The 24,412-nt window shown below is 39.2% G+C and carries 21 protein-coding genes; 15 read left to right on the top strand and 6 right to left on the bottom strand.

The genetic code is table 11. The annotated features are described in order from the left end of the window. Positions 1-22 precede the first annotated feature (22 nt). Positions 23-907 carry a LysR family transcriptional regulator gene (locus tag IF202_RS07105; protein WP_191594191.1) on the bottom strand — a complete coding sequence of 295 codons (885 nt, stop codon included), beginning with the start codon at positions 905-907 and terminating at the stop codon, positions 23-25. 133 nt (positions 908-1,040) lie between these two features. Between IF202_RS07105 and IF202_RS07100 the strand changes: the two genes are divergently transcribed. Then, the gene (locus IF202_RS07100) at positions 1,041-1,694 is read left to right on the top strand and encodes a glutathione S-transferase family protein (RefSeq protein WP_191594190.1); all 654 of its coding nucleotides are present in this window, start codon (positions 1,041-1,043) and stop codon (positions 1,692-1,694) included. A gap of 201 nt (positions 1,695-1,895) precedes the next feature. Here IF202_RS07100 and IF202_RS07095 read toward each other — a convergent pair whose 3' ends face one another. Both IF202_RS07095 and IF202_RS07090 read right to left on the bottom strand, forming a co-directional pair. Continuing rightward, complete coding sequence (locus tag IF202_RS07095; protein ID WP_191594189.1) at positions 1,896-2,669, bottom strand: complement resistance protein TraT; 774 nt, start codon at positions 2,667-2,669, stop codon at positions 1,896-1,898. An 82-nt stretch (positions 2,670-2,751) separates the two neighbouring features. Further along, positions 2,752-3,879, bottom strand: a complete 1,128-nt coding sequence (locus IF202_RS07090; protein WP_191594188.1) for a LuxR C-terminal-related transcriptional regulator — start codon at positions 3,877-3,879, stop codon at positions 2,752-2,754. 883 nt (positions 3,880-4,762) lie between these two features. On the opposite strand from IF202_RS07090, the gene IF202_RS07085 reads away from it, so the two are divergent. Further along, the gene (locus tag IF202_RS07085; RefSeq protein ID WP_191594187.1) at positions 4,763-6,088 is read left to right on the top strand and encodes an OmpA family protein; all 1,326 of its coding nucleotides are present in this window, start codon (positions 4,763-4,765) and stop codon (positions 6,086-6,088) included. A gap of 370 nt (positions 6,089-6,458) precedes the next feature. Then, on the top strand, positions 6,459-7,001 hold the full coding sequence (locus IF202_RS07080; RefSeq protein WP_191594186.1) for a porin family protein: 543 nt from the start codon (positions 6,459-6,461) through the stop codon (positions 6,999-7,001). An 87-nt stretch (positions 7,002-7,088) separates the two neighbouring features. On the opposite strand, the gene IF202_RS07075 is transcribed toward IF202_RS07080, so the two are convergent. Continuing rightward, entirely contained in the window at positions 7,089-8,309 is a 1,221-nt protein-coding gene (locus IF202_RS07075; RefSeq protein WP_191594185.1) for a TIGR03862 family flavoprotein, read from the bottom strand. Positions 8,310-8,520: 211 nt separating this feature from the next. Here IF202_RS07075 and IF202_RS07070 point away from each other — a divergent pair, with 211 nt between their 5' ends. Continuing rightward, on the top strand, positions 8,521-9,090 hold the full coding sequence (locus tag IF202_RS07070; RefSeq protein ID WP_191594184.1) for a cytochrome b: 570 nt from the start codon (positions 8,521-8,523) through the stop codon (positions 9,088-9,090). Continuing rightward, positions 9,087-9,668, top strand: coding sequence for a YceI family protein (locus IF202_RS07065; RefSeq protein WP_191594183.1), 582 nt, complete (start codon positions 9,087-9,089; stop codon positions 9,666-9,668). Before IF202_RS07070 ends, IF202_RS07065 begins: the two co-directional genes overlap by 4 nt. 172 nt (positions 9,669-9,840) lie before the next feature. Here the strand turns inward: IF202_RS07065 and IF202_RS07060 are convergent, their stop codons facing one another. Further along, positions 9,841-10,404: an acyltransferase gene (locus IF202_RS07060; RefSeq protein WP_191594182.1), complete on the bottom strand. Its 564-nt coding sequence runs from the start codon at positions 10,402-10,404 to the stop codon at positions 9,841-9,843. 269 nt (positions 10,405-10,673) lie between these two features. On the opposite strand from IF202_RS07060, the gene IF202_RS07055 reads away from it, so the two are divergent. Further along, complete coding sequence (locus IF202_RS07055; RefSeq protein WP_206705412.1) at positions 10,674-11,711, top strand: glycosyltransferase family 9 protein; 1,038 nt, start codon at positions 10,674-10,676, stop codon at positions 11,709-11,711. 52 nt (positions 11,712-11,763) lie between these two features. Here IF202_RS07055 and IF202_RS07050 read toward each other — a convergent pair whose 3' ends face one another. Beyond that, positions 11,764-12,345, bottom strand: a complete 582-nt coding sequence (locus IF202_RS07050; protein WP_191594181.1) for a DUF502 domain-containing protein — start codon at positions 12,343-12,345, stop codon at positions 11,764-11,766. 392 nt (positions 12,346-12,737) lie between these two features. Here IF202_RS07050 and IF202_RS07045 point away from each other — a divergent pair, with 392 nt between their 5' ends. From IF202_RS07045 to IF202_RS07005, 9 genes are all read left to right on the top strand, one after another. Further along, positions 12,738-13,700, top strand: coding sequence for a TRAP transporter substrate-binding protein (locus IF202_RS07045; RefSeq protein ID WP_191594180.1), 963 nt, complete (start codon positions 12,738-12,740; stop codon positions 13,698-13,700). Between the two features lie 117 nt (positions 13,701-13,817). Further along, positions 13,818-14,336, top strand: coding sequence for a TRAP transporter small permease (locus IF202_RS07040; protein ID WP_191594179.1), 519 nt, complete (start codon positions 13,818-13,820; stop codon positions 14,334-14,336). After that, a complete protein-coding gene (locus IF202_RS07035) occupies positions 14,336-15,643 on the top strand; it encodes a TRAP transporter large permease (protein WP_191594178.1) in 1,308 nt (435 codons plus the stop codon). Before IF202_RS07040 ends, IF202_RS07035 begins: the two co-directional genes overlap by 1 nt. Positions 15,644-15,869: 226 nt before the next feature. Further along, positions 15,870-16,427, top strand: coding sequence for an alkyl hydroperoxide reductase subunit C (ahpC, locus tag IF202_RS07030; RefSeq protein ID WP_191594177.1), 558 nt, complete (start codon positions 15,870-15,872; stop codon positions 16,425-16,427). Between the two features lie 174 nt (positions 16,428-16,601). Next, a complete protein-coding gene (ahpF, locus tag IF202_RS07025) occupies positions 16,602-18,149 on the top strand; it encodes an alkyl hydroperoxide reductase subunit F (protein WP_191594176.1) in 1,548 nt (515 codons plus the stop codon). 175 nt (positions 18,150-18,324) lie between these two features. Then, complete coding sequence (locus IF202_RS07020) at positions 18,325-19,197, top strand: helix-turn-helix domain-containing protein (RefSeq protein WP_191594175.1); 873 nt, start codon at positions 18,325-18,327, stop codon at positions 19,195-19,197. A 199-nt stretch (positions 19,198-19,396) separates the two neighbouring features. After that, positions 19,397-20,647, top strand: a complete 1,251-nt coding sequence (locus IF202_RS07015; protein WP_191594174.1) for an MFS transporter — start codon at positions 19,397-19,399, stop codon at positions 20,645-20,647. A 146-nt stretch (positions 20,648-20,793) separates the two neighbouring features. Then, on the top strand, positions 20,794-22,827 hold the full coding sequence (locus IF202_RS07010) for a TonB-dependent receptor (RefSeq protein WP_191594173.1): 2,034 nt from the start codon (positions 20,794-20,796) through the stop codon (positions 22,825-22,827). 97 nt (positions 22,828-22,924) lie between these two features. Beyond that, positions 22,925-24,049 carry a siderophore-interacting protein gene (locus IF202_RS07005; protein WP_191594172.1) on the top strand — a complete coding sequence of 375 codons (1,125 nt, stop codon included), beginning with the start codon at positions 22,925-22,927 and terminating at the stop codon, positions 24,047-24,049. Positions 24,050-24,412: the final 363 nt, after the last annotated feature.

The raw sequence follows: 24,412 nt of genomic DNA, 5'->3' as shown, positions 1-24,412 counted from the left end.
CTTCCATCACTAAAGTATGGTTTTAATGTTTTTCTGCAACAAAGCGCTGACTTAAACGAGCCGCTAAATGAGAGCCAAATGAAGGGTGAGGAATCGGCGCAACCGCGAGAACAATATCGACGGATGGCAAAGCTGGTAAGCGACTTTCTTTAATAATATCCAATCCATAAGACACGCTAGACAAGGCCATGGCACTTATTCCTTGGCCTTTGCGTAATAAGCTCTTAATGGCCGTCGCACTGGAGCTGCTGCACATGATTTGATAATCACGACCTTGCTTTTCCAAACCATCAATGGCCGCGCTGTGGAACTTACAATCTGGCTCGTACAACACCAAAGACAATGGATTCGCATCTTCTACTTTTTCCGTCTTTTGTTTATTTTCTTTATCTTCTAAAAGTGCCTCTGCGCCTTTTACCCAAACGCCAGAATCGTGTTTGAGCAGATAACCCTCCTCTGCATCAGGCGCACGGGTTAATATCGCAAGGTCTACTTTTCCTTGATCTAACATCAGACGCAACTGAGTACTGCAATCACAGACAATGCGTAAGCTTTGCGTTGGCAACGCATCTCGAATCAATTCAATAATGGAAGGCAACACGGATTCAGCGTAATCGTCAGGACAACCTATGGTTAACGGTGGATGCTGAAGATGCGCCGAGAAATGCCCAAGCGCCTCATCATGCAAAGAAACAAGCCGCCTCGCATAACTCACTAGCTGCTGCCCTTGCTCGGTTAACCCTAAGTTTCGCCCTTCCTTCACAAACAAAGCATGACCCGTTTCTTCCTCTAGGCGTTTCATTTGCATACTGATCGCGCTTTGGGTACGAAACGTCTGTTTTGCGGCGCGGGTAAAACTGCCCGTATCAACAAAAGCGATAAAACTACGAAGTGCATCAGTATCCATGAAAAAGCCATCTATCAATGTTTGGAATAGGAAGCATCAAAACTATTCGTTAGTCTTTCAAAAAACAAGCTGTAACAATGATTTCCATTGAATAGAGACATTAAATAGAGATATCAAACAAAAGGAAAACATTATGAAACTCATCATAGGTAATAAAAACTACTCTTCATGGTCTTTACGACCTTGGTTGGCTTTAAAAGCGTTTAGCGTTCCTTTTGAAGAAATCGAACTTCGTCTGTTCACTGACGATTTTTATAGTGAACTGGTCAAGCACTCGCCTGTTGGCAAAGTACCCGTTTTAGTCGATGGTGACATCAACGTATGGGATTCATTAGCCATTTGTGAATACCTTAACGAAAACCATTTGGATAACCGAGGCTGGCCAGAAAATAAAAATCTACGAGCGGAAGCTCGATCTTATGTTGCCGAAATGCATTCTGGTTTATTTGCCGTACGTGGTGAAATGCCAATGAACTGCCGAGGGAAGAAAAAAATATTCTTGTCATCAGAAGCGAAAAAAGAAGTTGAATGGTTAGATAACACTTGGGCAAAACTAAGAACCCAGAATGAAATCAAAGGTGATTATTTATTTGGTGAATTCAGCTTAGCGGATGCTTTTTTTGCTCCTATCGTTTTCCGCTTTGCAACTTATGGCATTGAGGTGTCTGAGCAGTCAAAAGACTACCTGAAAACAATGCTGGCTCATCCTGCCATGCAAGAATGGTTGAAAAGCGCAGAGGCAGAAGACGCCGTGATTGACGTCGCGGAAGTAGGTGAAGCTGTTTAATCTCGCTCCGTTTATATAAACGCAGAGCTTCTATCAATGTTTTGGAAGCTCTCCAACTCACCCTTTCCTAAAGCGCTCAATATCCATAAAGACCTGCTAATACTAAATATATACGAACCATAATATAGTGTGCTCTATGTTAGGAGAACAGGCTTAAATATATGATATTAAACATACCTTAAGCCCATCATCCTGTACGGTTTAAAGCATTAATTCAGATAGGCTGTAAGCCGTTTTATCCTGTACTGCGGGGATAGCTTCATCAATTTCAAGGTTAATTTGATTAGCTGTAGTAACTATACGAAGCTCATACACGACCCAATTATAGTTTTCACCGCGTGTTACAGAGCTTTTGCTAATCGTACGATTTGTTGTACTTCCAGCTTTGAATTTTTTGGTATTAACACTTTTTTTAGAGTTCGTAATAGAATCTCCTTCCAAAGGTCTTTCTCGTAACTCAACATCCATAACGAATGTGTAGTAAACATCTTCAACAAAAGTATCTGCGAAAAAACCACCTACAGCGGTTATCGCGCCTGTTTTTAAAGTATTTAACTTTGAACTACCTGTTAATGCCGCAATGCTGCCGCCAACAAAAGCACCTTCAGCTGCGCCTTTGTACCCGCTAGAAAGTAGTTTATTCGCCTCGTCTCCTGTCGTTTTGCTGGCTGAAATAATCGTAGCGTTAAGCATTAAGTTTGCTTTTTCAGGATCTTCTGTGATGGTAAAACCTTCTTCTGTCAAATGATCAACAATTTTTCTCTGCATATCTTTGCGCATTTCATTACCACTTACATCACGCACTCTTGCATATATTATGCGCTTTGAAGGGGCTACTGGATCTAAGACAATTGAGTGACTAAGTCGAGACTCAACAATAAGATCTTGTTTTTTAGTTATTGTATCGACCGCGGAACAACCTATTAAGCTGTACACAACAGTAAAAATCATCCCTGCTTTTAGAAAGCTATTCATTTCCATTTCTTCCTTGTTTATTATGAATTCACAACGAAGTTATGGTATTGGTTTATGGTAGAAAATAAATAAGAACTAGTTATTAGTTTTCTAAGAAAATTTGATGTTTAGCGAAGATTTGTGCTCGATCCACTATTTCTAGCTTTTTTTTAATATTTCCCCAGTGAGCATGCGCTGTGCTTTTGGCTATTCCATATTCGTTTTGAAAGTCAACAACCATTCCTCCTAGCGCAAGTACTTTTACCAACTGACTTTCACGACGAGTAAGGATGGAATTCTCCCAAACAGGAATAAGTTGAGCATTCGACTTTATCGTTTTAGAGCTAATAGTGAGAAGACACAAAGCGGTGTCTTCACCGACTATGTTTTGGCCCTCACTTAATAGGGTTGCAGTACACACCCAATTATCCAGTTGTATTGCTGTATATGGTGGTTTTTTTGGATTAAATAATTTGTTCGACAATTTGGAAACTGACTCTCTTAGGTTTTTATGCTTTTCTTTATTTCTTATCAGTAGATGATTAGATATCTTCATAATCGAATTCGTTGAATCTAAAAGAATCAGATCCGCTTTCTTATTTGTATGAAAAACATTTAAATTACGATCAATTATAATAGAGGCTGAATTTTGCTGTTCTAAAAAATAAATCAAACTTTCTGGAAAAGAATTAGTGTTTCTAAATTGCAGACCAAGCCTCCAAACGTCATACATTATTTTCTGAAAATTTTGCAATAGCGCTAATGATGATTGCCTCACTTCTTCATTGTTATGATTAAAAAATAAATTAATTGATACCCAAACATCTGCAGTTCCATGTATCTCAACGGTAACTGAGTCACTTATTTCTTGAGGCTTAATCCATTCCCAAAATTTGGTTTTCTGTAACTCTTGGATTGGTAGATATTTAGACACTGCATAAGGGCGAATAGGATGATGCTCTATTGTAATCTTCCCCCATGGATCGCACTGGGAATACTCCATAACGTAAGCTTTAATCTCTTTGGTAGAAAACCCATATAGCATTGGACTTTTCAGCTCAATATAAAGCTTCTCGGAAATGAATAATTCTGCATCACGCCTCCCCCTGAGCACTATCATTCCTTTACTTGCATGAGTTATTTTACATGCATGCTTTAAGACATCCTGCCAAACATTGATATTTGTGATGGTTTCATACAGAAGCTCTGTGAACGTTTGTGTTCTGTTCATAATATTCCTGAGAATAAGAAAATTCGTCATCTACTTTGCAGACTGCTGAATTAACATCGATAACAATCAAAAAGAGCGCATTTTTTCCTCTCGCAATAAGACACAAGAAAAAAGGTTGAAGCTCTGACAAAGCCCAAAAATAGGATGATCTAAATGATTTTCTACTGTGGAATCTTAAACAGACTTAAGTGAAGGTGTTTTCGCTGCATCCTTACAGCACTGGGTCATCCTGAAAATCGACAGAGTTTCCATCCTAGATGGCATCGAAAAATCCGACGCCCTCCGCCTAGTAATAAGATTAGCGTTAGAAAATATCTTACGCAAGCTGATAAATACCATTAACACAAATGGTATTTATCAGGAGCTTACGGTGGAGGATACGAATAACAAGTTTTTATCTATACACAGAAACAAGAGTGCGTATTCACACTTTCCCTAGTCATCGAGCAATCTGTTGAACAAATAATGCCTGTCTGCTAACTCTAGTTTCTTAAAATGAAAATATCATGTAATTAATTACACCTTTTCCTCTATTTTTCCGCACATTCCCACTCCTACTGTGTATTGAATCTGGCTATTACGTAAACGCTTAGTCATGACTAAGCCATACTCCATGACACTAATCTCTTTGAGTATTTTCACGACACTTTTTGAGGGAGAAAAAAATGCTATCCTGATAATAGCAATGTGAATTTCATACTTTTACTAGGAGCTAAAGTACTTTTTAGTAACTGCTTTGTAAGCATTGAGGGATATGTTTGAATTTGTATCAATATCACCGCTTTCTTATTAACTTAGGTGATAATAAGGAACTTTAGAGCAAACAAAAAAATTTGCTCTATCATTAAGTTATCGCTGCCCACATTTATCAGGAAACTACCAAATGTCTTTTTTACGAAATAAGTGCATTCTTCTTACAAGTCTTATTGCTGCATCATCTGTCGCTCAGGCCCAACCTGAAGAAGGCTTTACTATCGCGCCAAGTATTGGTTACTACAATATGGACAATCACCGTAGTGTAGATAACTCTACGGCTTTCTCTCTTGGTTTAGGTTACCAATTCGGTAATCCATGGGCAATTGAACTTGTTTACGTTAATGCAGACAGTGAAACAACCTCAGGCAGTGATATAGATGTTGACCAGTATCGCCTTGATGGTTTGTATCATTTAGAAGGAAGCGACCTATTAACGCCTTATTTAGCTGCTGGTGTTGGTACAACGGACTTCAGTTCAGGCCCTAACAATGCATTAATCAATGTTGGTGGTGGTTTGAAATATGCGTTGAATGACTCATTAGCACTTCGTGCGGATGTCCGTCTTATTAATGACACTGAAGACCACGAATTCGATAATCTAACGACTGTAGGCTTACATTACGCCTTCGGTGTAAAAGATAAAGTACAAGACACTGACAACGATGGTGTTATCGACACAAACGATCAATGTCTAAGTACGCCAAATGGCGTTTCTGTTGATGCGAAAGGTTGCGCATTAGATGATGACAAAGATGGTGTTGCCAATCATATTGACCAATGTCTAAATACGCCAAGTGGTGTCTCTGTTGACGCAAAAGGTTGCGCATTAGATGATGACAAAGACGGTGTTGCCAATCATATTGACCAATGTCTAAATACGCCAAGTGGCGTTTCTGTTGACGCAAAAGGTTGTGCATTAGATGACGATAAAGACGGCGTTGCTAATCACGCTGATCAATGTCTAAACACCCGCCCTAACACTGCTGTCGATGCAAAAGGTTGTTCTTTAGACACAGACAATGACGGTGTTGTTAATAGCTTAGACATGTGTGCTAATTCAGCTGCAGGTTCAAAAGTTGACGCTAAAGGCTGTTATGTAGTGTTGGAAGAAGCTAAAACTATTAGCTTAGATGTTCAATTCGCTAATAACTCTGTCCTCATTGATCCAAAATACTACGCTCAAATCGAAGAAGTTGCAGATTTTCTAACAGAGTATCCAGAAGCCGATGCTGTTATTGAAGGTCATACAGATGATCGAGGCACAGAAAGCTACAACCAAGCGCTTTCTGAAAAACGCGCTCAAGCGATTACAGATGTATTAATTAATTCTTTTAGTATTTCTCAAGACCGTATCAGTGCTATTGGATACGGCGAAGAAAAACCATTAGTAAGTAATAACTCTGCTGAAAACCGAAGAATTAACCGCAGAGTGACGGCTGTTATTTCAAACTAAGACAATACAAGATAATAAAAAGCGTCTGATGGAACCATCACCATTAGGCGCTTTTTTTTGTTTTTTATACTTCACTTATTTTTATTTTCAATCCATTTGTACTTAGTCACGCCTTAATTAATAGCAGCTCATTTAAAGTGAAAATCTATTGTAATAAGTGATCTATTTTTTGCACTTTTCCGAGCTGAAATTTGATTTTGAACATTATGCATCTGCTCAAAACTGTCGCTTAAGTCAGACTTTCGTCACAATTAAGTAACCACGGTTAATGTCCTATTTATTGCGAATTTCCAGACATCTTCTCAAGTGTAATAATCCGCGTATTCTAGCTAGTGAACAACAAATATCATGTTCATTAGGAGAAATTATTATGTCTACAAATTTTACAAAACGTACTCTCTTTAGCGGTGTATTAATTGCTTCATCACTCGCAACAATGGTATACGCAGAACCACCAAAAGAAGGATTCACTGTGACGCCAAGTATCGGCCTTTACAACGCAGATGGAGACAGACAAGCTGGTGACGACAACTTTTATTCTATTGGTATTGGCTACCAAACTAATAGTCCATTAGCGGTAGAAGCAGTTGTATTACATTCAGACGCAAATAAGAGCGGTCAAAACCATAACCTTAACCAATATCGCCTTGATGCCCTATACGCATTACCTGAGTTCACTACGATAAAACTAACACCTTACGTTGCCGCTGGCGTAGGGGTAAATGATATTGGAGGCACAGACTCAAGTACCCACTTATTAGTAAATGCAGGAGGAGGTGTCCAATATGCTCTGAATCAAGATGTAAATCTTCGTGCTGATTATCGCTTAGTGAAAGACTTGAAAGATCATTACTTAGATAGCGTAATGTCGGTTGGCGTGCAATATTCTTTCGGTCTACCCGAAAATAAGTAACTTAAAACAAATGACTGAAAACACAACCGCCCGATCATGCTTAGTGTATGGTCGGGCGATTTCCGTTATAAATAGAAGGCAGATTGGCTAATTATCTAACCAATCAATGACGCCTTCCGCTACTAAATGGCCTGTTGCAAAGCATGCTGTCAATAAATACCCACCTGTTGGTGCTTCCCAATCAAGCATCTCTCCAGCGCAGAATACGCCAGGTAAATTACGAATCATCAGTTGACCATTAACGCTACTTTCGCACACGCCACCAGCACTGGATATCACCTCTTCAATGGGCTTGGTTTTATAAAAGCTGACGGGCACGGATTTCAAACAATGCGCCAATGTCTCAGGTGTTTGAAACATTTCTTTGTTGAAAACCTCATGCAGTAGAGCCGCCTTAACACCACTTATACCAAGTGTACGCTTAAGATATTTACTGAAGGATTCTTTTGGTTTGGTATTGCTCAGTTTTTTGATTAACTCGCCTTCGCTTTTCAAAGGTAAAAGGTCAATTGTTAACAACGCCATTCCACCAGCATTAATATCATCTCGTAGATACTTAGAAAACGCATAAATCAAACTGCCTTCCATGCCGTCTTTGGTGACGATACACTCACCTTTTTTTGTGATCACTTGCTCATTATTTAAAGTAAACGAAAACGCGACACCTTTTAGCGGTTCGCCAGAAAATTTAGTTTGCAGATGCTCGCTCCACTCACTGTAAAAGCCGCAGTTGGCACTTTGTAGCTCTGCAACAGCAACATCTTTAGCTTGTAACACAGAAACCCAAGCGCCATCCGAACCCAGCTTTGGCCAGCTCGCGCCACCCATTGCCAAAACAATAGCATCTACCTTCGCAATCACCTGTTCACCACTATGATCAAATGTCGCTTGATTGCGCTCTAAAGCAATCATTTTATGTCGCATATGAAACTCAACGCCGGATTCACGTAAACGCTTTAACCAATTACGTAACAAAGGTGCTGCTTTCATATCTTTAGGAAAAACACGACCAGAAGAACCTACAAAAGTCTCAATGCCTAAATCATGAATCCAATCACTCAAAGCGTTTGAGTCAAATTTAGAAACAGCTGAATTAAGCCATTCAGCTTTGTCATAATAACGCTGAATAAACTCAGGGTAGGCTTCGGAGTGAGTAATGTTCATACCACCCACCCCAGCCAACAGAAACTTACGGCAAGCACTGGGTTTTGCGTCATAAACATGAACTTGATGACCTGCGGCACAAATGCCTTCTGCTGCCATTAAGCCTGCAGGGCCTGCGCCAACAATGATTACTGTTTTCTGCATTTTCCCGTTACTCATTAATAAAAGTAGCTCATCGATAAAATAGAAATGCATAATAAAGAATATTACGCCTGACACCAATGACTTCTAGTAAAGATCCACCAACGATTCCTTCTTTAAATAAAGCATAAATTAAGGATAAACAAAAAGATGGGAACTCATTACTTAGTGATTAGTCTAAATTTTTATATAAAGCGGATTTGTTGGGTGCTCTATGAGTTTGATAAAACATTATAAAAATACAGACTCCCAATGGGGTTGGACGATTATCGTCATTCATTGGTTGCTTGTTTTACCTATCGTCGGCTTGTTTGCGCTAGGTTTGTATATGATGGATTTAGGCTACTACGATTCATTTTATACCTTGGCGCCACAAATTCATGAAGCGGTTGGTCTTATTGTATTGGCGCTCATGGTATTTCGCGTTATTTGGCGCTTAACCAATAAAACGCCAAAACCACCTAAAACGAACAGCAGTCTTATTAACACCGCTAGTCATATCGCTCACAAGTCGCTGTACTCATTGCTATTCATCATTCTATTTTCTGGTCTGCTGATCAGTTATGCCGGCGGTCAAGGCATCAATATTTTTGATTGGTTCATATTACCCGGCCCCTCAGAATTTTTTGAAAATCAGGCAACCTACGCTGGAGAAGTACATTACTTTTCAGCTTTTGCGCTTATTGGCTTAGTGGCTCTCCACTCCGCCGCCGCGTTAAAACATCACTTTATTGATAAAGACTCAACTTTGACAAAAATATTAGGAATTAAGGAGAAGCAATGAACACATTACTTAAAAGTACTCTATTTTCGCTTGCTGTTGCCACAAGCGGTTTTGCTACCGCAGCGACTTACGTGATTGATGACGTAAGGTCTGGTGCTCACTCACAACTTGATGTGAAAGTAAGCCATATCGGCATAAGTTGGGTAAAAGGCCGATTTGATGATTTTTCTGGCAGCTTTGAATACGATAAAGACAAGATAGATGACTCAAGCATCGAAGTGACTATTCAGACCTCCAGCTTTGATTCCAATCACGCTAAGCGTGATAAACACATCATGAGTTCAGACATATTAGATGTTTCAGAATACCCAACAGCGACGTTTAAAAGTACCAGCATCAAAGATATGGGCAACGGTAAAGTGGAAGTGAACGGTGACTTGAATTTGCATGGTGTAACGAAAACAATTTCATTTGATGCGGTTCTTATTGGCGAGGGTAAGTCACCTTGGGGAGATTACCGCGCGGGATTCGAAGGTTCTGCTGAGTTGAAATTTTCTGATTTTAATATCGATACCAAAAAAATTGGTACTGATAACTTCACAATAAATATGTTTTTCGAAGGTAAGGCGAGTAAGTAAGTCGCCAACAATCTAACTAAAAATAACTTTATTCAAAAAAGGGTCTCATGTCATTCAGGCATAAGGCCGTTTTTCAGTGAAACCTATAAAGTTGCCGCTTTCATATCTTTATAAAAAATACATCCAAAAGAGTATTACAAAGAAAACTTACAAAAATCTAAAGTTTTTATGTTTAGTACGTTAATTGATTCTGCCAACTTACATTCTCTATTAATACTTTGGCAGGTACGCCTGCTGCAATAACACCCTCTTCAATGCTTTTTGTGAGAGTTGAATTTATACCGACCACACAATTATTTTCAACGTGAACACCCTTTAATATCGTAACATTCTCAGCGAGCCAGACATTATCCCCAATCACTATATTTTTTGCAGGATTAATTCGAACCCCTTCTTTTAATATGTCATGCCCATCACTGGTCATAATATTTACGTTACGAGAAAACATACAATTTGAGCCGACAGTAAGTTGCGTACCTCTCTCTCGAGCAGATAAGTAACAGTTTTCACCTATAACGCAGCCCTCTCCAATAATAAGAGAACAGCCCTCTCCAATAATTTCAATATAAGCTCCTTTTAAGCTAACGTTAGAAGCAATCTTTAACGTGTTATTTTTACCCTTGATAATGATGTCACAACCTCGAATTCGAGCGTCTCTATCAATTTCTATATTATGACGCCCTTTGACCTTAAGACTATTTCTCATTAATAGAAGACATTTAGCAAATAATTTCATAAATAACCTTAGTTTTATTAGTAAGAACGACAATCAAGCCATTTAAACTACTCAATAGGATCATCAGTGGAGATACCCTATGATGTAACCGTTTTCACAAAAAACGGATACATTGAAATAATATATCTGTCTTAGGTTGTAGCGAAGATCTTAATTTACCTTACATTAGCGCTATGTTTTAATTCATATTAAGTATGAAAACTTAATAACGAACAATCGTTAACTTGTTAATTTAATAAAATTTAGTGTTCTTATATTAGGAAAAACACATGAAATACCCATGGCTTAAAAGCATGAAGAACCTTTGGTTCGAGCGAGGAGCATACGCTACAAAAAAAGCACGCGAGTATTTAACCTCAGATTTTGATCCTATTAATGTACAAAATGTAGCCATTATTCGCCATGCAGCCCTTGGGGATCAAGTAATATTACGACCTTTTCTTGTTGAAGCCAGACGCTTTTTTCCAAACGCGAAAATTACTCTTGTGGGTATTTCTGGCTACCAGTATGGCTTACCTAAAGACTTAGCAGATCATGTTCACATCATGCCAGGCAAAGAGTTGAAAGAATCTAACAACTTCAAGAGTAAATTTGCCAACATCAAAGACTTAGGTGAACAAGATATTATTTTTGACCTTGCTAGTACAAATCGCTCTTACTGGATGACATTCCTTACTAAAGCAAAAATAAAGGCTGGCTTCCCATACAAATCATTTCTGCGCGGAACTTTATATAACCTGTGCGTTTATCGATCAGACTTTCAAGCCGAAGTAGAAACGATGCTAGATATGCTAAGAATTTTAGGACACAACCCACCTATTCGCCTAGACTTTGCTTATCCAGATAATAAGCTATTATGCGAAAAAGAGGATCCTTTCATTCTTTATTTTAACGGAGCGTCTCAAGTACGTAAGGTGTTATCAAAAGAGAAAATGCGTGAAGTATTAGAGCAAAGCATTACGCAATTGCCTAATATAAAACATATTTATTTAGAAGGTAAAAATGACTTTGAAAAAGGTGGTTATTTAGAAGACCTTACAAAAAAATCACCTATTTTCACTATCCAACCCTGTCTAAGTTTAGGTGAACTGGTGACTCTAGTTGCAAAATCTTCATTGCTTGTAGCACCTGATACTGGTGTACGCAATATAGGTATATCAACCCATACACCAACAGTTGGTATTTTCTTCTCTACTGTACCTTTTCGTTATACTCCCCGCTATGAAGACCACCATATTATTATGCGTCCTGATGCACAAATACCTTCAACGGAAGATATTGTCTTGGGTATAAGAAAGGCACTATAGATCCAATGAGCGTCATATTCTGATCTACACTAACAGAATATGACGTACTTCCTTATTCTTTAGGAGAGCTCTGAACACCTGCAGTTAGCGCAAGACGCATCGCTTCCTCAACGCCAATATCCAACTCAGTTAAACGATCTCGCGAAATATAAAACGTCATACCACCGATTTGATAACTCAAAGGCACATACACCCCGACCAAGTTTTGATCACCAAACAGCCTTTGCCCTGTTTGCTCTCCTGTAATAAAACCAATTACCTGTGCGCCATCCCATTCAATCGATACAACACTTTTCATCTCCTTTTTATCCGATATGTTGAACACCATCATCATGTCTTTGAAAGCACCATAAATAGATTTAACTAACGGAATACGTTCAAAAACATTTTGACTCAGTGTCACGAAATAACGGATGCCATACATGTTAACCAAGGAACCGGCTAACACTAAAGCGCCAAGACTAGCTATCAAGCCCAGTCCTGGAAAATAAAGAATATCTGGGATCAACCATAAAACCACAGGCTGTGCGATGGCTTCGCCGGTTGCCAATAACCAATAAATCAAATAGACAGTTAAGCTAATCGGCAAAACGGCTACTAGCCCTTTCAGTAATAAAGAAATTAATTTGTTCATGTTTGAATGATCCTATCAATGTTTTCAAAGCATAGCGTAAGCAGGACGCATACCAAAGGTTCTTATTTAAGAGTTTAAATAAAAGAAGTTATAAAAATATCTATGACATTTTTTGGCTCAATATATGCTTAAGCTATTGTCGCTATCTTTTAAAAAATTAAAGAGGTCTAAGTCACTTCAAAAATCATGTACGCCAACCCTGTATATGGGGCCTATCGGCCTATTTCATACCTTTGAAGTTATTTATAAATACAGAAAAAAACACTATTCTTGCTACTTTTTAGTGCATAAAAGAATTAGAGAGATTATTGTAATCATTCAGAGCGTCAGCTGCGAATATTACATTCGATCCATTAAAATAGAATAACCACATTTATATAGGAATCATAAAAATGCTAAAACTAACCAGCGCGTTACTTCTTGGTGGACTTGCGTCTACTGCCAGCTTTGCCGAAAAATGGCACATGCCAACACCTTACGGCGATGGTAATTTACCTACTCAAATCGCTTACAACTTTGCTCAAGAAGTAAAAGATAACACCAAAGGCGAACTAGACATCACGGTTCACTCTGGTGGCTCTTTAGTGAAACATACCGAGATTCCTCGCTCAGTTAAAACTGGTCAAGTCCAAATGGGTGAAGTCTTCATGGGGATTTTAGGTAACGAAAATCCTATTTATAAACACGATAACATTCCGTTTCTAGCAACGACTTATCCAGATGCAGAAAAATTATGGAAAGCAGCAAAACCAGCTGTAGCAAAAGCACTTGATAAAGACGGCATGGTTCTTCTTTACGCAGTAGCATGGCCAGCCCAAAGCCTTTACAGTAAAGAACCAGTAAATAAATTGGCTGATCTAGAAGGCGCTAAAATGCGTGCTTACAGCCCATCTACATCACGCTTAGCTGATTTAATGGGAACAACGCCTACTACGATTCAAGTACCTGATATTCCACAGGCTTTTAGTACAGGCATCATTCAAGCAATGGTTACATCACCATCTACAGGTGTTGATAGCCAAGCATGGGATTATGTAAACCACTTCACTGAGATTAGTGCTTGGATCCCAAAAAACATTGTTGTTGTAAACAAACGTGCTTTCCGTCGTTTAGATAAAGCGTCTCAAGAAATCATTTTAGATGCAGCGGCAAATGCAGAAAGTGCTGGTTGGGCAGGCGTAGCAGCACGTGCAGCGAAAGATAAAGCGACGTTGATTGCAAATGGCATGACGGTTTCTCAACCTTCTCCAGAGTTAATTAAAGAACTAAAAGCCATTGGTAAAACAATGTCTGACGAATGGAAAGCTGAAGCACCTAAAGACGTTGCAGCTATTCTTTATAACTACGAGAAATAATACCTTTTCATTGCTATACAATCGTTTACATCTGACCAAATATAGTTGGTTTGATGTAAACGTCTTTTATCATACTACGTAAGAAACTCCGAATACTGTCTTATAAAAGTGAACTCTATGAGCCAACTAAAAGAAAAACTTTACCAGTGCTCAGGCCTATTATCAGGTCTGTGTATCGTCATTATTACCTTGTTGTTGTTGGCGCAAATTATCGGACGTTTGTTCGGTTTCATTGTACCTTCCGCAGAAGACTTTGCGGGTTACGCACTGGCTGCCTCAACCTTTTTAGGCTTGGCTTATACTTTCCGTGAAGGTGGACACATACGCGTTACTTTATTGATACAACGCTTTTCACCTGTGCCACGAAAAATCCAAGAAGGCTCTATTTTAATTCTGTCATTCTGTTTAATGTCTTATTTGTCTTACGCCTGCTCTTTTATGGTGTATGAATCCTATATTTATGAAGAAGTGTCCTACGGCTATGTGCCAGTGCCATTGTGGATTCCTCAAGTTCCTGTCGCTTTAGGTGTTATTGCTCTGACATTCGCTATCATCGATGCTCTCGTCATGCTGCTCAAAGGCAAACAACCAACATACAGTGAACAAGAAGATGCACTCGCTTTGGAGGAAATCTAATGGATATGATGTGGATTTCAATTCTTTTGGCGTTTGCCATGTTCTTTCTTTTATCAATGGGTGTTTGGGTATCTTTTACGCTTATTACGGTCGGTGGTTTAGGTTTAATATTATCTGAAAATTATCAGGTAGATTTACTCTTCGCTACTTCTAGCTGGGGAGCGAGTACTGCTTGGTCACTAACAGCCCTACCTCTGTTTATTTGGATGGGCGAAGTGTTATTTCGTACGCGTCTGTCTGAAGATTTGTTTAAAGGCTTATCACCTTGGCTCGGTGGTGTACCGGGTAAATTGCTACATGTAAATATTCTGAGTTGCGGTATTTTTGCGGCTGTTTCTGGTTCATCTGCTGCGACAGCAGCGACTATTGGACGAATGACATTACCTGAACTTCGTAAACAAGGTTACAGCGACCGTATGGCAATTGGTACATTAGCTGGGTCAGGGACGCTTGGTTTATTGATTCCACCGTCTATCATTCTGATCGTTTATGGTGTCGCAGCAGAAGTTTCTATTGCTCGTCTATTCATTGCCGGCGCATTACCAGGTTTATTATTGGTTTCCCTGTTTATGGGCTTCACCATGATTTGGGGCCATTTACACAAAGATGAATTACCTAAGACTGTCGATCACGATATAAGCTGGTCTGCTCGCATTAAAGGTTTAACTAAATTACTACCTGTAATGGGACTAATAGGCTTTGTTTTAGGCTCTATTTACGGAGGCATAACCACTCCAACAGAAGCTGCGGCAATCGGTGTTACTGGTGCTTTGATTTTAGCCGCGTTTACAGGTTCCTTAACTCGTCATAGCTTTATGGAGAGTTTATTAGGCGCCGTAAAAAGCTCAGGTATGATTGGCTTTATTCTGGTTGGAGCACACTTTCTAACACTTGCTATGGGCTTTTTAGGAATCCCTAAGGCATTAGCGGTGTGGATAGCAAGCATGTCGCTTTCACCAATGGAATTAATTTTATATCTGACCGTTTTGTTTGTAATTCTTGGTTGCTTCTTAGATGGTATTTCTGTCGTAGTACTTACCGTTGCAGTGATATTGCCTATGGTACAAGCGGCAAATATTGATCTCTTATGGTTTGGTATCTTCATTGTGTTAGTCGTAGAGATGTCACAAATAACGCCACCCGTGGGTTTCAATCTGTTTGTGATTCAAGCATTAACAGGGAAAAATATTCTGTATGTAGCAAAAGCGGCCTTGCCATTCTTTCTACTTATTGGCGTAGCCATTTTGTTAATCAGTATATTTCCAGAAATCGTCACCTATTTACCTATGACGATGTCTCAGAAATAACAACACGCTTACTGATGAATTAGAAGCTCTACTAACTTCAAGTGAACAGTTCAAAAGCCTCAATAGTTATTACACTGTTGAGGCTTTTTATTTGAAACAACATACCGATAGTTTTTAACAATCAAAATACTAGTAAATAACAATTTCATAAATTGACGTTTCTTCTCTAATATAGACTCTGTTGGTAACGCACTGAAAAAAATTTTTACTCACTAGGAGATACACAATGATCAATACTCAAATTAAACCGTTCAACGCCTCTGCTTTCAAATCTGGCGAATTCGTAGAAATTTCTGAAAAAGACGTTCTAGGCAAATGGTCTATCTTCTTTTTCTACCCAGCTGACTTCACGTTTGTTTGCCCTACTGAACTTGGTGATGTTGCAGACCACTACGCAGAGCTTCAGTCTCGCGGCGTAGAAGTATTTTCTGTTTCTACTGATACTCATTTCACTCACAAAGCGTGGCATGACAGCTCAGAAACAATCGGTAAAATCAACTATTACATGGTTGGTGATCAGTCTGGAAAAATCACAAACAATTTTGGCGTGATGCGTGAAGGTCAAGGCCTTGCAGATCGTGCAACTTTCTTAGTTGATCCAGAAGGCACAATTCAAGCAATGGAAATTACGGCAGAAGGTATCGGCCGTGACGCTGAAGACCTACTTCGCAAAGTAAAAGCAGCACAATATGTTGCTGCTCACCCAGGTGAAGTTTGTCCTGCAAAATGGAAGGAAGGCGAAGCGACACTTGCTCCTTCTCTAGATCTAGTCGGAAAAATCTAAGACGACTCTCCCAGTTGGGTGCGCCGCACCCAACTTCGGGCTTTGCCTAAATCTTGGATAAAAGCCTTAATACACATTATTTCGGAATACAGACCTCAAGCCTTATGCTTGCTAGGTATGGATTTTTATATCCGAAATTTACAGTAATCCCTCAGTTTTAACGGGTTAAACATTATGTTAGAAGCAAATATTAAGCAGCAATTGGGCGCATACCTAAAGAATATCGTTAATCCGATTGAAATTACTGTGTCCACAAATGGTACTGAGAAATCACAAGAGTTACTTAGCTTAGCTAGTGAAATCTCAGAACTTCAAAGCGATAGAATTACTTTAACTGTAGACGAAAATTCAACAGGTAGAGCGCCACAAATGGCCATTGCTCCAATAGGAAAAGCTCCTCGCGTGCGTTTTGCAGGCATTCCAATGGGCCACGAATTTACCTCTTTAGTATTGGCTCTACTGCAAGCAGGCGGTCACCCATCTAAAGCAGCACCAGAACTGTTAGAACAAATTAAAACATTAGACACTGAATTAAACTTTGAAGTGTACATTTCTCTATCTTGTCATAACTGTCCTGACATTGTGCAAGCAACAAACTTAATGGCAGCTCTGAATCCTAAAGTAACCGCGACTATGATCGACGGCGCGCTGTTCCAAGACGAAGTAAATGGCTTGAACATCATGGCCGTTCCGTCTGTTTACTTGAATGGCGAACATTTCGGTCAAGGCCGCATGACGTTAGAAGAAATTCTAAACAAAGTAGACACTGGCGCAGCCGATAAACAAGCGTCCGCATTAGCAGAAAAAGCACCATACGATGTATTAGTAGTTGGCGGTGGCCCTGCAGGTGCAGCCGCAGCTATTTATGCCGCTCGTAAAGGTATTCGTACTGGTGTGGTTGCAGAGCGATTTGGCGGTCAAGTAGCCGATACCATGGCGATTGAAAACTTCATCTCTGTAAAAGCAACAGACGGCCCGAAATTGGTTGCAGGCCTTGAACAGCATGTACTTGATTACGATGTTGATTTGATGAAAACGCAAAAAGCGGTTCGCCTAGAGAAGAAAGAATTCGTTGAAGTTGAACTAGAAAATGGTGCCGTACTAAAAAGTAAAACCGTCATCTTAGCAACAGGTGCACGCTGGAGAGAAATGAACGTTCCGGGCGAGCAAGAATACCGTGGTAAAGGCGTTGCTTACTGCCCACACTGTGACGGCCCATTGTTCAAAGGTAAGAAAACAGCGGTTATCGGTGGTGGTAACTCTGGTATTGAAGCGGCGATCGACCTTGCGGGTATTGTTGAACACGTTACCGTTTTAGAATTTGGCGACACATTACGTGCCGACGAAGTATTGGTTAGAAAAGCCGAGTCTTTAGCTAACGTTACTATCATCAAAGAAGCCATGACAACAGAAGTAATCGGCGATGGCGAACGTGTGATCGGCTTGAAATACACAGACCGCAAAAACGATGAGTCACACCTTGTTGATGTTGCTGGTATTTTTGTACAAATCGGTTTAGTACCAAATAGTGAGTTCCTACAGGACACACTAGCATTGTCTAACCGTGGCGAAATCGTTATCAACGCTCATGGTGAAACCTCAATACCAGGTGTCTTTGCAGCGGGTGATGTGACAACAACACCTTACAAGCAAATCATCATATCAATGGGATCTGGTGCAACAGCAGCCTTGGGCGCATTTGATTACTTGATTCGTAATTAAGCCAATGCGCTAGTGGATTTCTTTTCTACCAAAACACTCTAATCTTAAAACCGCTTTCTAGAATCATCCAGAAAGCGGTTTTTTCATTTCAAATATAGTACATTATAAGTGATAATGATTCTTAATACCGAATTTGATTGAATGTTTCATTGGAACTGAAAGAGGAGAGTTTATTTTGCTAAGTCATCCAGTCGAGAATGTAGCAACGTTTGAGCACTTAAACCTCGATTTTGATTCTCAAAGTTGTGTACGTATTGTTAATCATCGGTTTCCAGAAGAAACCGAAATTGAAAACTACTTCATGCCTGGTTTATATATTTCCATGCTAGGCCAATGCCGTTGTGAAACATTTGATGATGACGGCTATAAAAGCTGCGATTACAGCTATAAATATATTGTAGCTGCTGTTGAAGAGGCTGCTATCAGCAAACTTCATTTCCCTAGCAATAGTATTTGGCAAACATTTTCGATTATGTTGCCACTGAATCAATTCAATGAATATATTTTACCTAAATTAAAAGGTATCACTACAGCAACAACAATAAGAAAAGACAGACTTGCTGAGTCTGGACCAGTTCCAAGAGATATTCTTAGCTGCTGTGAAGCTGTCTGGCAATGTACGTTTCAAGGGGTAGAGAGGGAGCTATTTATTAAAGCTAAGGCTCTTGAAGTTTTGTCATTATTTCTTCATAAAAGGCATGAACAAGATCAAAATATTTTAACTTCAAGAGTGATGAAATTGCAAAATTCACTTAATTATATTCAATCTCATTTATCAGAAGAATGGACTCTAGCCTCGGTCTCCCGCATGGCAGGAAGTAATCCAACGTATGTTAAACAAGACATAAAGGAATTAGTTGGTAGCAGCTTTCGTGATTGGCTGAAAAAAGCTCGTATTGAATCTGCCCTAGAGCAATTAACCGGAAAAGACTCTATTTCTGAAATTGCCCATAATATTGGCTTTAGAAGCCAAGCTCACTTTGCGACTTTGTTTAAGCAAGAAATAGGACTTTCTCCAAGTGATTTCAGACGCTCATTGGCCATATAAGCGGTCATTTTATAAATGATAGTTATTAAAAATTATCTTATTTCAAAAGTAACATGTCTCTATTCAAAAGAACTCCCTCTGAATAAGAATTAAAATCATTCCAATAAATTTCTAATACGACTTCCCACGACCATTTAACAGTGGCTACGTTGAAGCTCTTTTTGAAATTATCGATTAATACTAAATACCGGAATAAAACATGAAATTTGGTTCGACGACTCAATACCCTTGGTTCATGTTAGCTAGCATCTACGTAACCCAATACATAGGTATCGCATTCATATTATCTGCAGCAGTCGCCATTTTACGGCAGCAAGGCGTTGCCCTAGATAAACTTGCGCTGCTGAATCTGGCCGTATTACCCCTAATGGGCAAAGTATTTTATGCACCTCTTATTGATAAATATCGCTTATCTCTACAAGGGAAATATCGTAGCTGGCTAATTATTGCCCAAGCAAGCATGACATTATTATTAGTCATTGCAGGAGCGATGGATTTCGAGAACCAGTTTACTTGGATAATAGTCATACTCACCTTTTATGTATTTAGTCTGAGTGTTCAAGATGTCGCTATAGATGGTTTATCCTGCAAGCTGTTCGCTCCTGATGCACGTAAACTCGCTAGCAGCGTGCAATTCTCAGGTAACTTATTGGGTAATATTATTGGCGGCGGCCTGATACTTATGTTCTACCCTTGGCTTGAATGGCATGGATCATTATGGCTATTGGCGGCTTTAACCAGTATTTCTCTTATTCAAATGGTGCTATTCAACGAGCCAGAAGAATCGATGGATAACCAACCACAACAGGAAGAACACAAGCATTTATTACGTGGTATCAAAGACTTTATAAAGCAAAACAAACACTGGTTCGTCATTATGGCACTTTACCCTATTGGCTCTACTTGTGGTTTTGCTCTGCTCACACCTTTACTTGTCGATGGTGGTTGGCAATTTGGTGACATTGGATTTGTAATGAAAATTTTCGGCTCTGCCGTTGGCCTTATCTCAGCCTTATTAGCAACACCTTTGATCTCTAGAATAGGTCAAGTTAATGCTCTGATTAGCGCTCTATTCGTTCAAGTATTCGCGTTAGCTTTAATAATACCATTGACGCTCGGCTTTACTGAAAAACCAATGGTTTACGCCGCAATCACTGTGCACTTTATAAGTTTTCCTGCGCTGTTAGTTATCTCATCAACCATCATAATGGACAAAGCCGCACAAACTATACATAAGGCCACTTTCTTTACTCTACAGTTCAGCTTTGCGTCTCTACTGGGATTTGCTTATTCCGCTATTAGTATGACTATCGCGAAACACATTGGTTACAGCACCGTTGTCATAGCAGGTGTCGTCCTCACATTAGGGATTGCTCTATTTATTTGCTTTCTACTTAAGCGAAAATCCATCATTTCGATACCCATACACAACGTGATACCTAAACATTAAGCATTAAGGCAACAATCTATTTTATACCTTCTAAAGTAGTGGCCGGTTTTAACATTATTTGAAAGGCAATCAATAGAAATGATTATTATCAGTAACATTACCTTTATCTCATAGCGTATTTAATAATATATAGGAAACTCTAAATTATGAGCCAAACAAGCATTACCAACATTCCCACACATCTATCTTTAGTCGCTTTGTCGGTTATTGCGATCAATAGTGTGATTATCTCTCCAAACGTTCAGGCTGAAACTATCCGATTAGAGAGTATTGTCATCACCGGTGAAAAAATTGATAAGAGCATCAAAGACACAACTACCGCAGTAACTGTTATCAATGAAGATGAGCTAGAAAAAGGGGAGAGTAACAACGCACTAGATATCGCTACCCACGCACCCAACGTTATTGCAGACTCTTTTGATCATATTGCAATACGTGGAATATCTGGTGGTGGTGCAGCAAATGGTGGACTTGTTTACTTAACAAGTGCTCGTGCTCGTATCGCAACTGTTATTGACGGAACAACACAAGATTGGTCTGGTTATAATTTTTCACCAAGTAGCCTATGGGATACCAAACAAGTAGAAGTGCTGCGTGGTCCACAATCAACAACTCAAGGCTCAAGTGCAATTGCAGGAGCGATTGTCGTAAATACAAATGATCCAACATTTGATTCTGAAGCAGCTGTACGCATAGGTTTAGAAACGTACAAGAATGGCAACCTAAAATATAATCTCGCAGCCATGTCCTCCGGAGCCATAATTGACGAAGAGTTAGCCTATCGTATTGCCATTGATAAGACTCAAGGTGAAGGGTTCTTGAATTATGAAACTAGTAGTTACGATACCCCTAATCCGAGCGAATCTGAAAGCTTTAATGTGCGAGGGAAATTATTATGGGAAGCTTCTAGCATTCCAGAACTCTCAACAAAAGTTACCATTAACTATCATAAGAATGATGGCGAACACGCAAATTTTGCCAGTAACACAGAAGAAGGTATGGAAACACAAACTTATACGTTAAACGGTACTAATGAATTTCGTATACAAGACTCCAATGCAAACTCTTTCGCTGTAGATATAGATTACGAATTCGACCAAGGTATTACTAACGCCTTTCATATTAGTCAAAGCAGCTCGGATATACATGACGATGCCTACTCTACAGGCTATGAATACGATATTAATCAAGACACAACGGCATTAGAAAATCGCGTACTGTTTAATCGTAAGGACTCGAACCTAAGCGGTGTATTAGGCTTATTTATATCAGAAAAAGATGCTTCTCTTTCGACCGATAATTATGATATCCAAACAGCTTACACTACTGCGACAACAGCCGCTTATGGCGAAAGTATGTATTCTCTTTCATCCAAAGCAAAAATTGCACTAGGCTTGCGTATAGAAAATGAAAATACAGATAAAACTAGCTCTACTCAATTCTCCGGCAGTGGCAATAATGAGCAAAGTACAGATGAAACCCATTATTTACCTAAACTAGGCGTTACGTACGCTGCATCAAACTCAACTACTATCGGTGCAACTATTCGCCAAGGTTATAGCCCATCAGGTGCAGCCATTAATTTCTCAGGTGTTGCATATACATATGATAGCGAAGAAGTTACATCATTTGAATTAAGCAGTAAAAGCCACTTCAATAACGGTACAACACTTAATGCCAATGTATTCTATAACGATTACACCGACTACCAAGCAGGAACAAGCAGCTTCACTATTGTCAATGTCGACGCCGCTACTACCTATGGAATGGAATTAGAAGCAACGAAGTGGTTAACAGAAAATCTAGAGCTTCGAGGATCGATAGGATTGCTAAAAAGTGAAATAGATGAAGATGATTCCTATAAAGGTAATGAATTAACGAGTGCACCAGAAAGCAGTTTAAGTATTGGATTTACTCAGTACATAGATACTACATGGTCATTTGGCGCAGACATAACCCATGTCGGCGAATACTACTCAGATCTTGATAACACTAGCAGCTCTATCTCTGGTGATTACGTTATGGCTGATGCGCGTATCCAATATATGATGGGGAACTTAACCATAAATGGCTATATCAAGAATTTAACCGATGAAGATGCTGTTTACTATCGAGGTGGCGTTCTTGCCGCAGTCGGCCAAACTCGCACTATTGGTATTAATGCAACGTACCGTATGTAACTTATTCAAATACAGGATGCTCTTCTCTAAGAAAATAAAGTCTCCACAGTGAGACTTTATTTTTATTACTTAAAGCACAAGGAAAAGACAGTTTTTTATGAGTTACTTAACGCCTATTAAAGACATCGATCATAAGATTGATATTATCGATCATGTTAACCAAGATCACCCAGAAGAAGTGCTAGCAATTGCTAGAAGTTATACAAAAAATGGAGAAAGCCTACTATCTGCTAAGATTTTAGACATTTTTGAAGAAGGTGTGAATATTGAAGTAAAATTCGACTCTGCTGCTGATCAGGTACTGGTTCCTTTTAAAATTAAAGGCGAGTTAGAAGACCAAATTCTATATCTAGCCTATGCTGCGATAGTGAAAGAAGGTCGCGACTTTAGTGGTAATGGAAAGCACTTTTTTGAAATAATAGACAAACAAAACATCACCAAGAATATGATTCGTATTAGCGTAAAAAGTGCCTCACCGCTACCTGAATATTACCCTGGTTATGCTTACGCACTTTTCTTAAAAACAATGACAGTGATTCCCCCAGAGCTGTTAAATCAATCCAAACAAAAATCATGGATAAAAAGTGTTTTTGGCCACCTGTTTGTTTGGTTGATGAAACACTTATCGCCCAAAAACCGTGAAAAGCTGTTACAACGTGCCAACAAAGACATTCGTTTATATACACTACGTAAATCTTGGCAGCATGATACGTCGTCTGAATTTTGTGATAGAGGTCATATTGATGTATTTACTCATGGCGAAACATCAGGCAGCCAATGGATAAAAGCTTTATCTGTGGGGGATATCATTATGAGTCGATCAGAATCCCCAGATAAACATCCACACCTTGAAAACGGACAAGCATTATTAATCGCGGATGAAACAGCTTACCCAGCGTTAGCTGGTATTTTAGAAAAATGGAAAAATCCATTATTGCCTCATGTGATCCTGATCAGCTCAGAACAAGGCGAGCAACGCTACTTTGAGCAAGATAAGGTTCCCTTGCCTGAAGGACGAGTTCATCATCTTGTTTGCACACCAGAACAGCAACCTGGACGCGTTTTAGCAATAATACAAGTACTTGGCTCGTTAGACGTTGTGTGGGCCGCTTGTGAAGCACAAGTAGCAAAAGAGATACGACACCATCTAAGAAATGAGCGTCAACTGATAGGGAAAAACAACCATACAAAAGCATATTGGAATCTAAAAACCAAACGTTAACAGTTTTTATGACTTATTAAGTTGCCTTCTAACTTATTATTTAAAAAGCGATTCCCTAACCCTTTTTCCTCACCAATAAATAACACAGCATATGCTGTTCAGTTAGTACTAGGTTAGATTTGATGCAAAAGGATTTAAAGGCTTTATCGATACGCCTTGGGCTTGACTCTCTTTTTTTGCTCTATATCGGATAAGGTATGACGACTGTTTATAATAAAGTCTACATAATGTATTTGTTAAACACCTAATATCAATCTTTTTTCAACATCCAAAATTGATAATGATTATCAGTAATATATAATCATTATCAATTGAAAATATGAGCTCAGTTGCGCCTATATTTTTTACAGCTAAAATACAGAG

The sequence above is a fragment of the Marinomonas colpomeniae genome, assembly GCF_014803385.1.
GTDB classification, from domain to species: Bacteria; Pseudomonadota; Gammaproteobacteria; order Pseudomonadales; family Marinomonadaceae; genus Marinomonas; species Marinomonas colpomeniae.
This window is presented reverse-complemented; position numbering and strand designations above follow the sequence as displayed.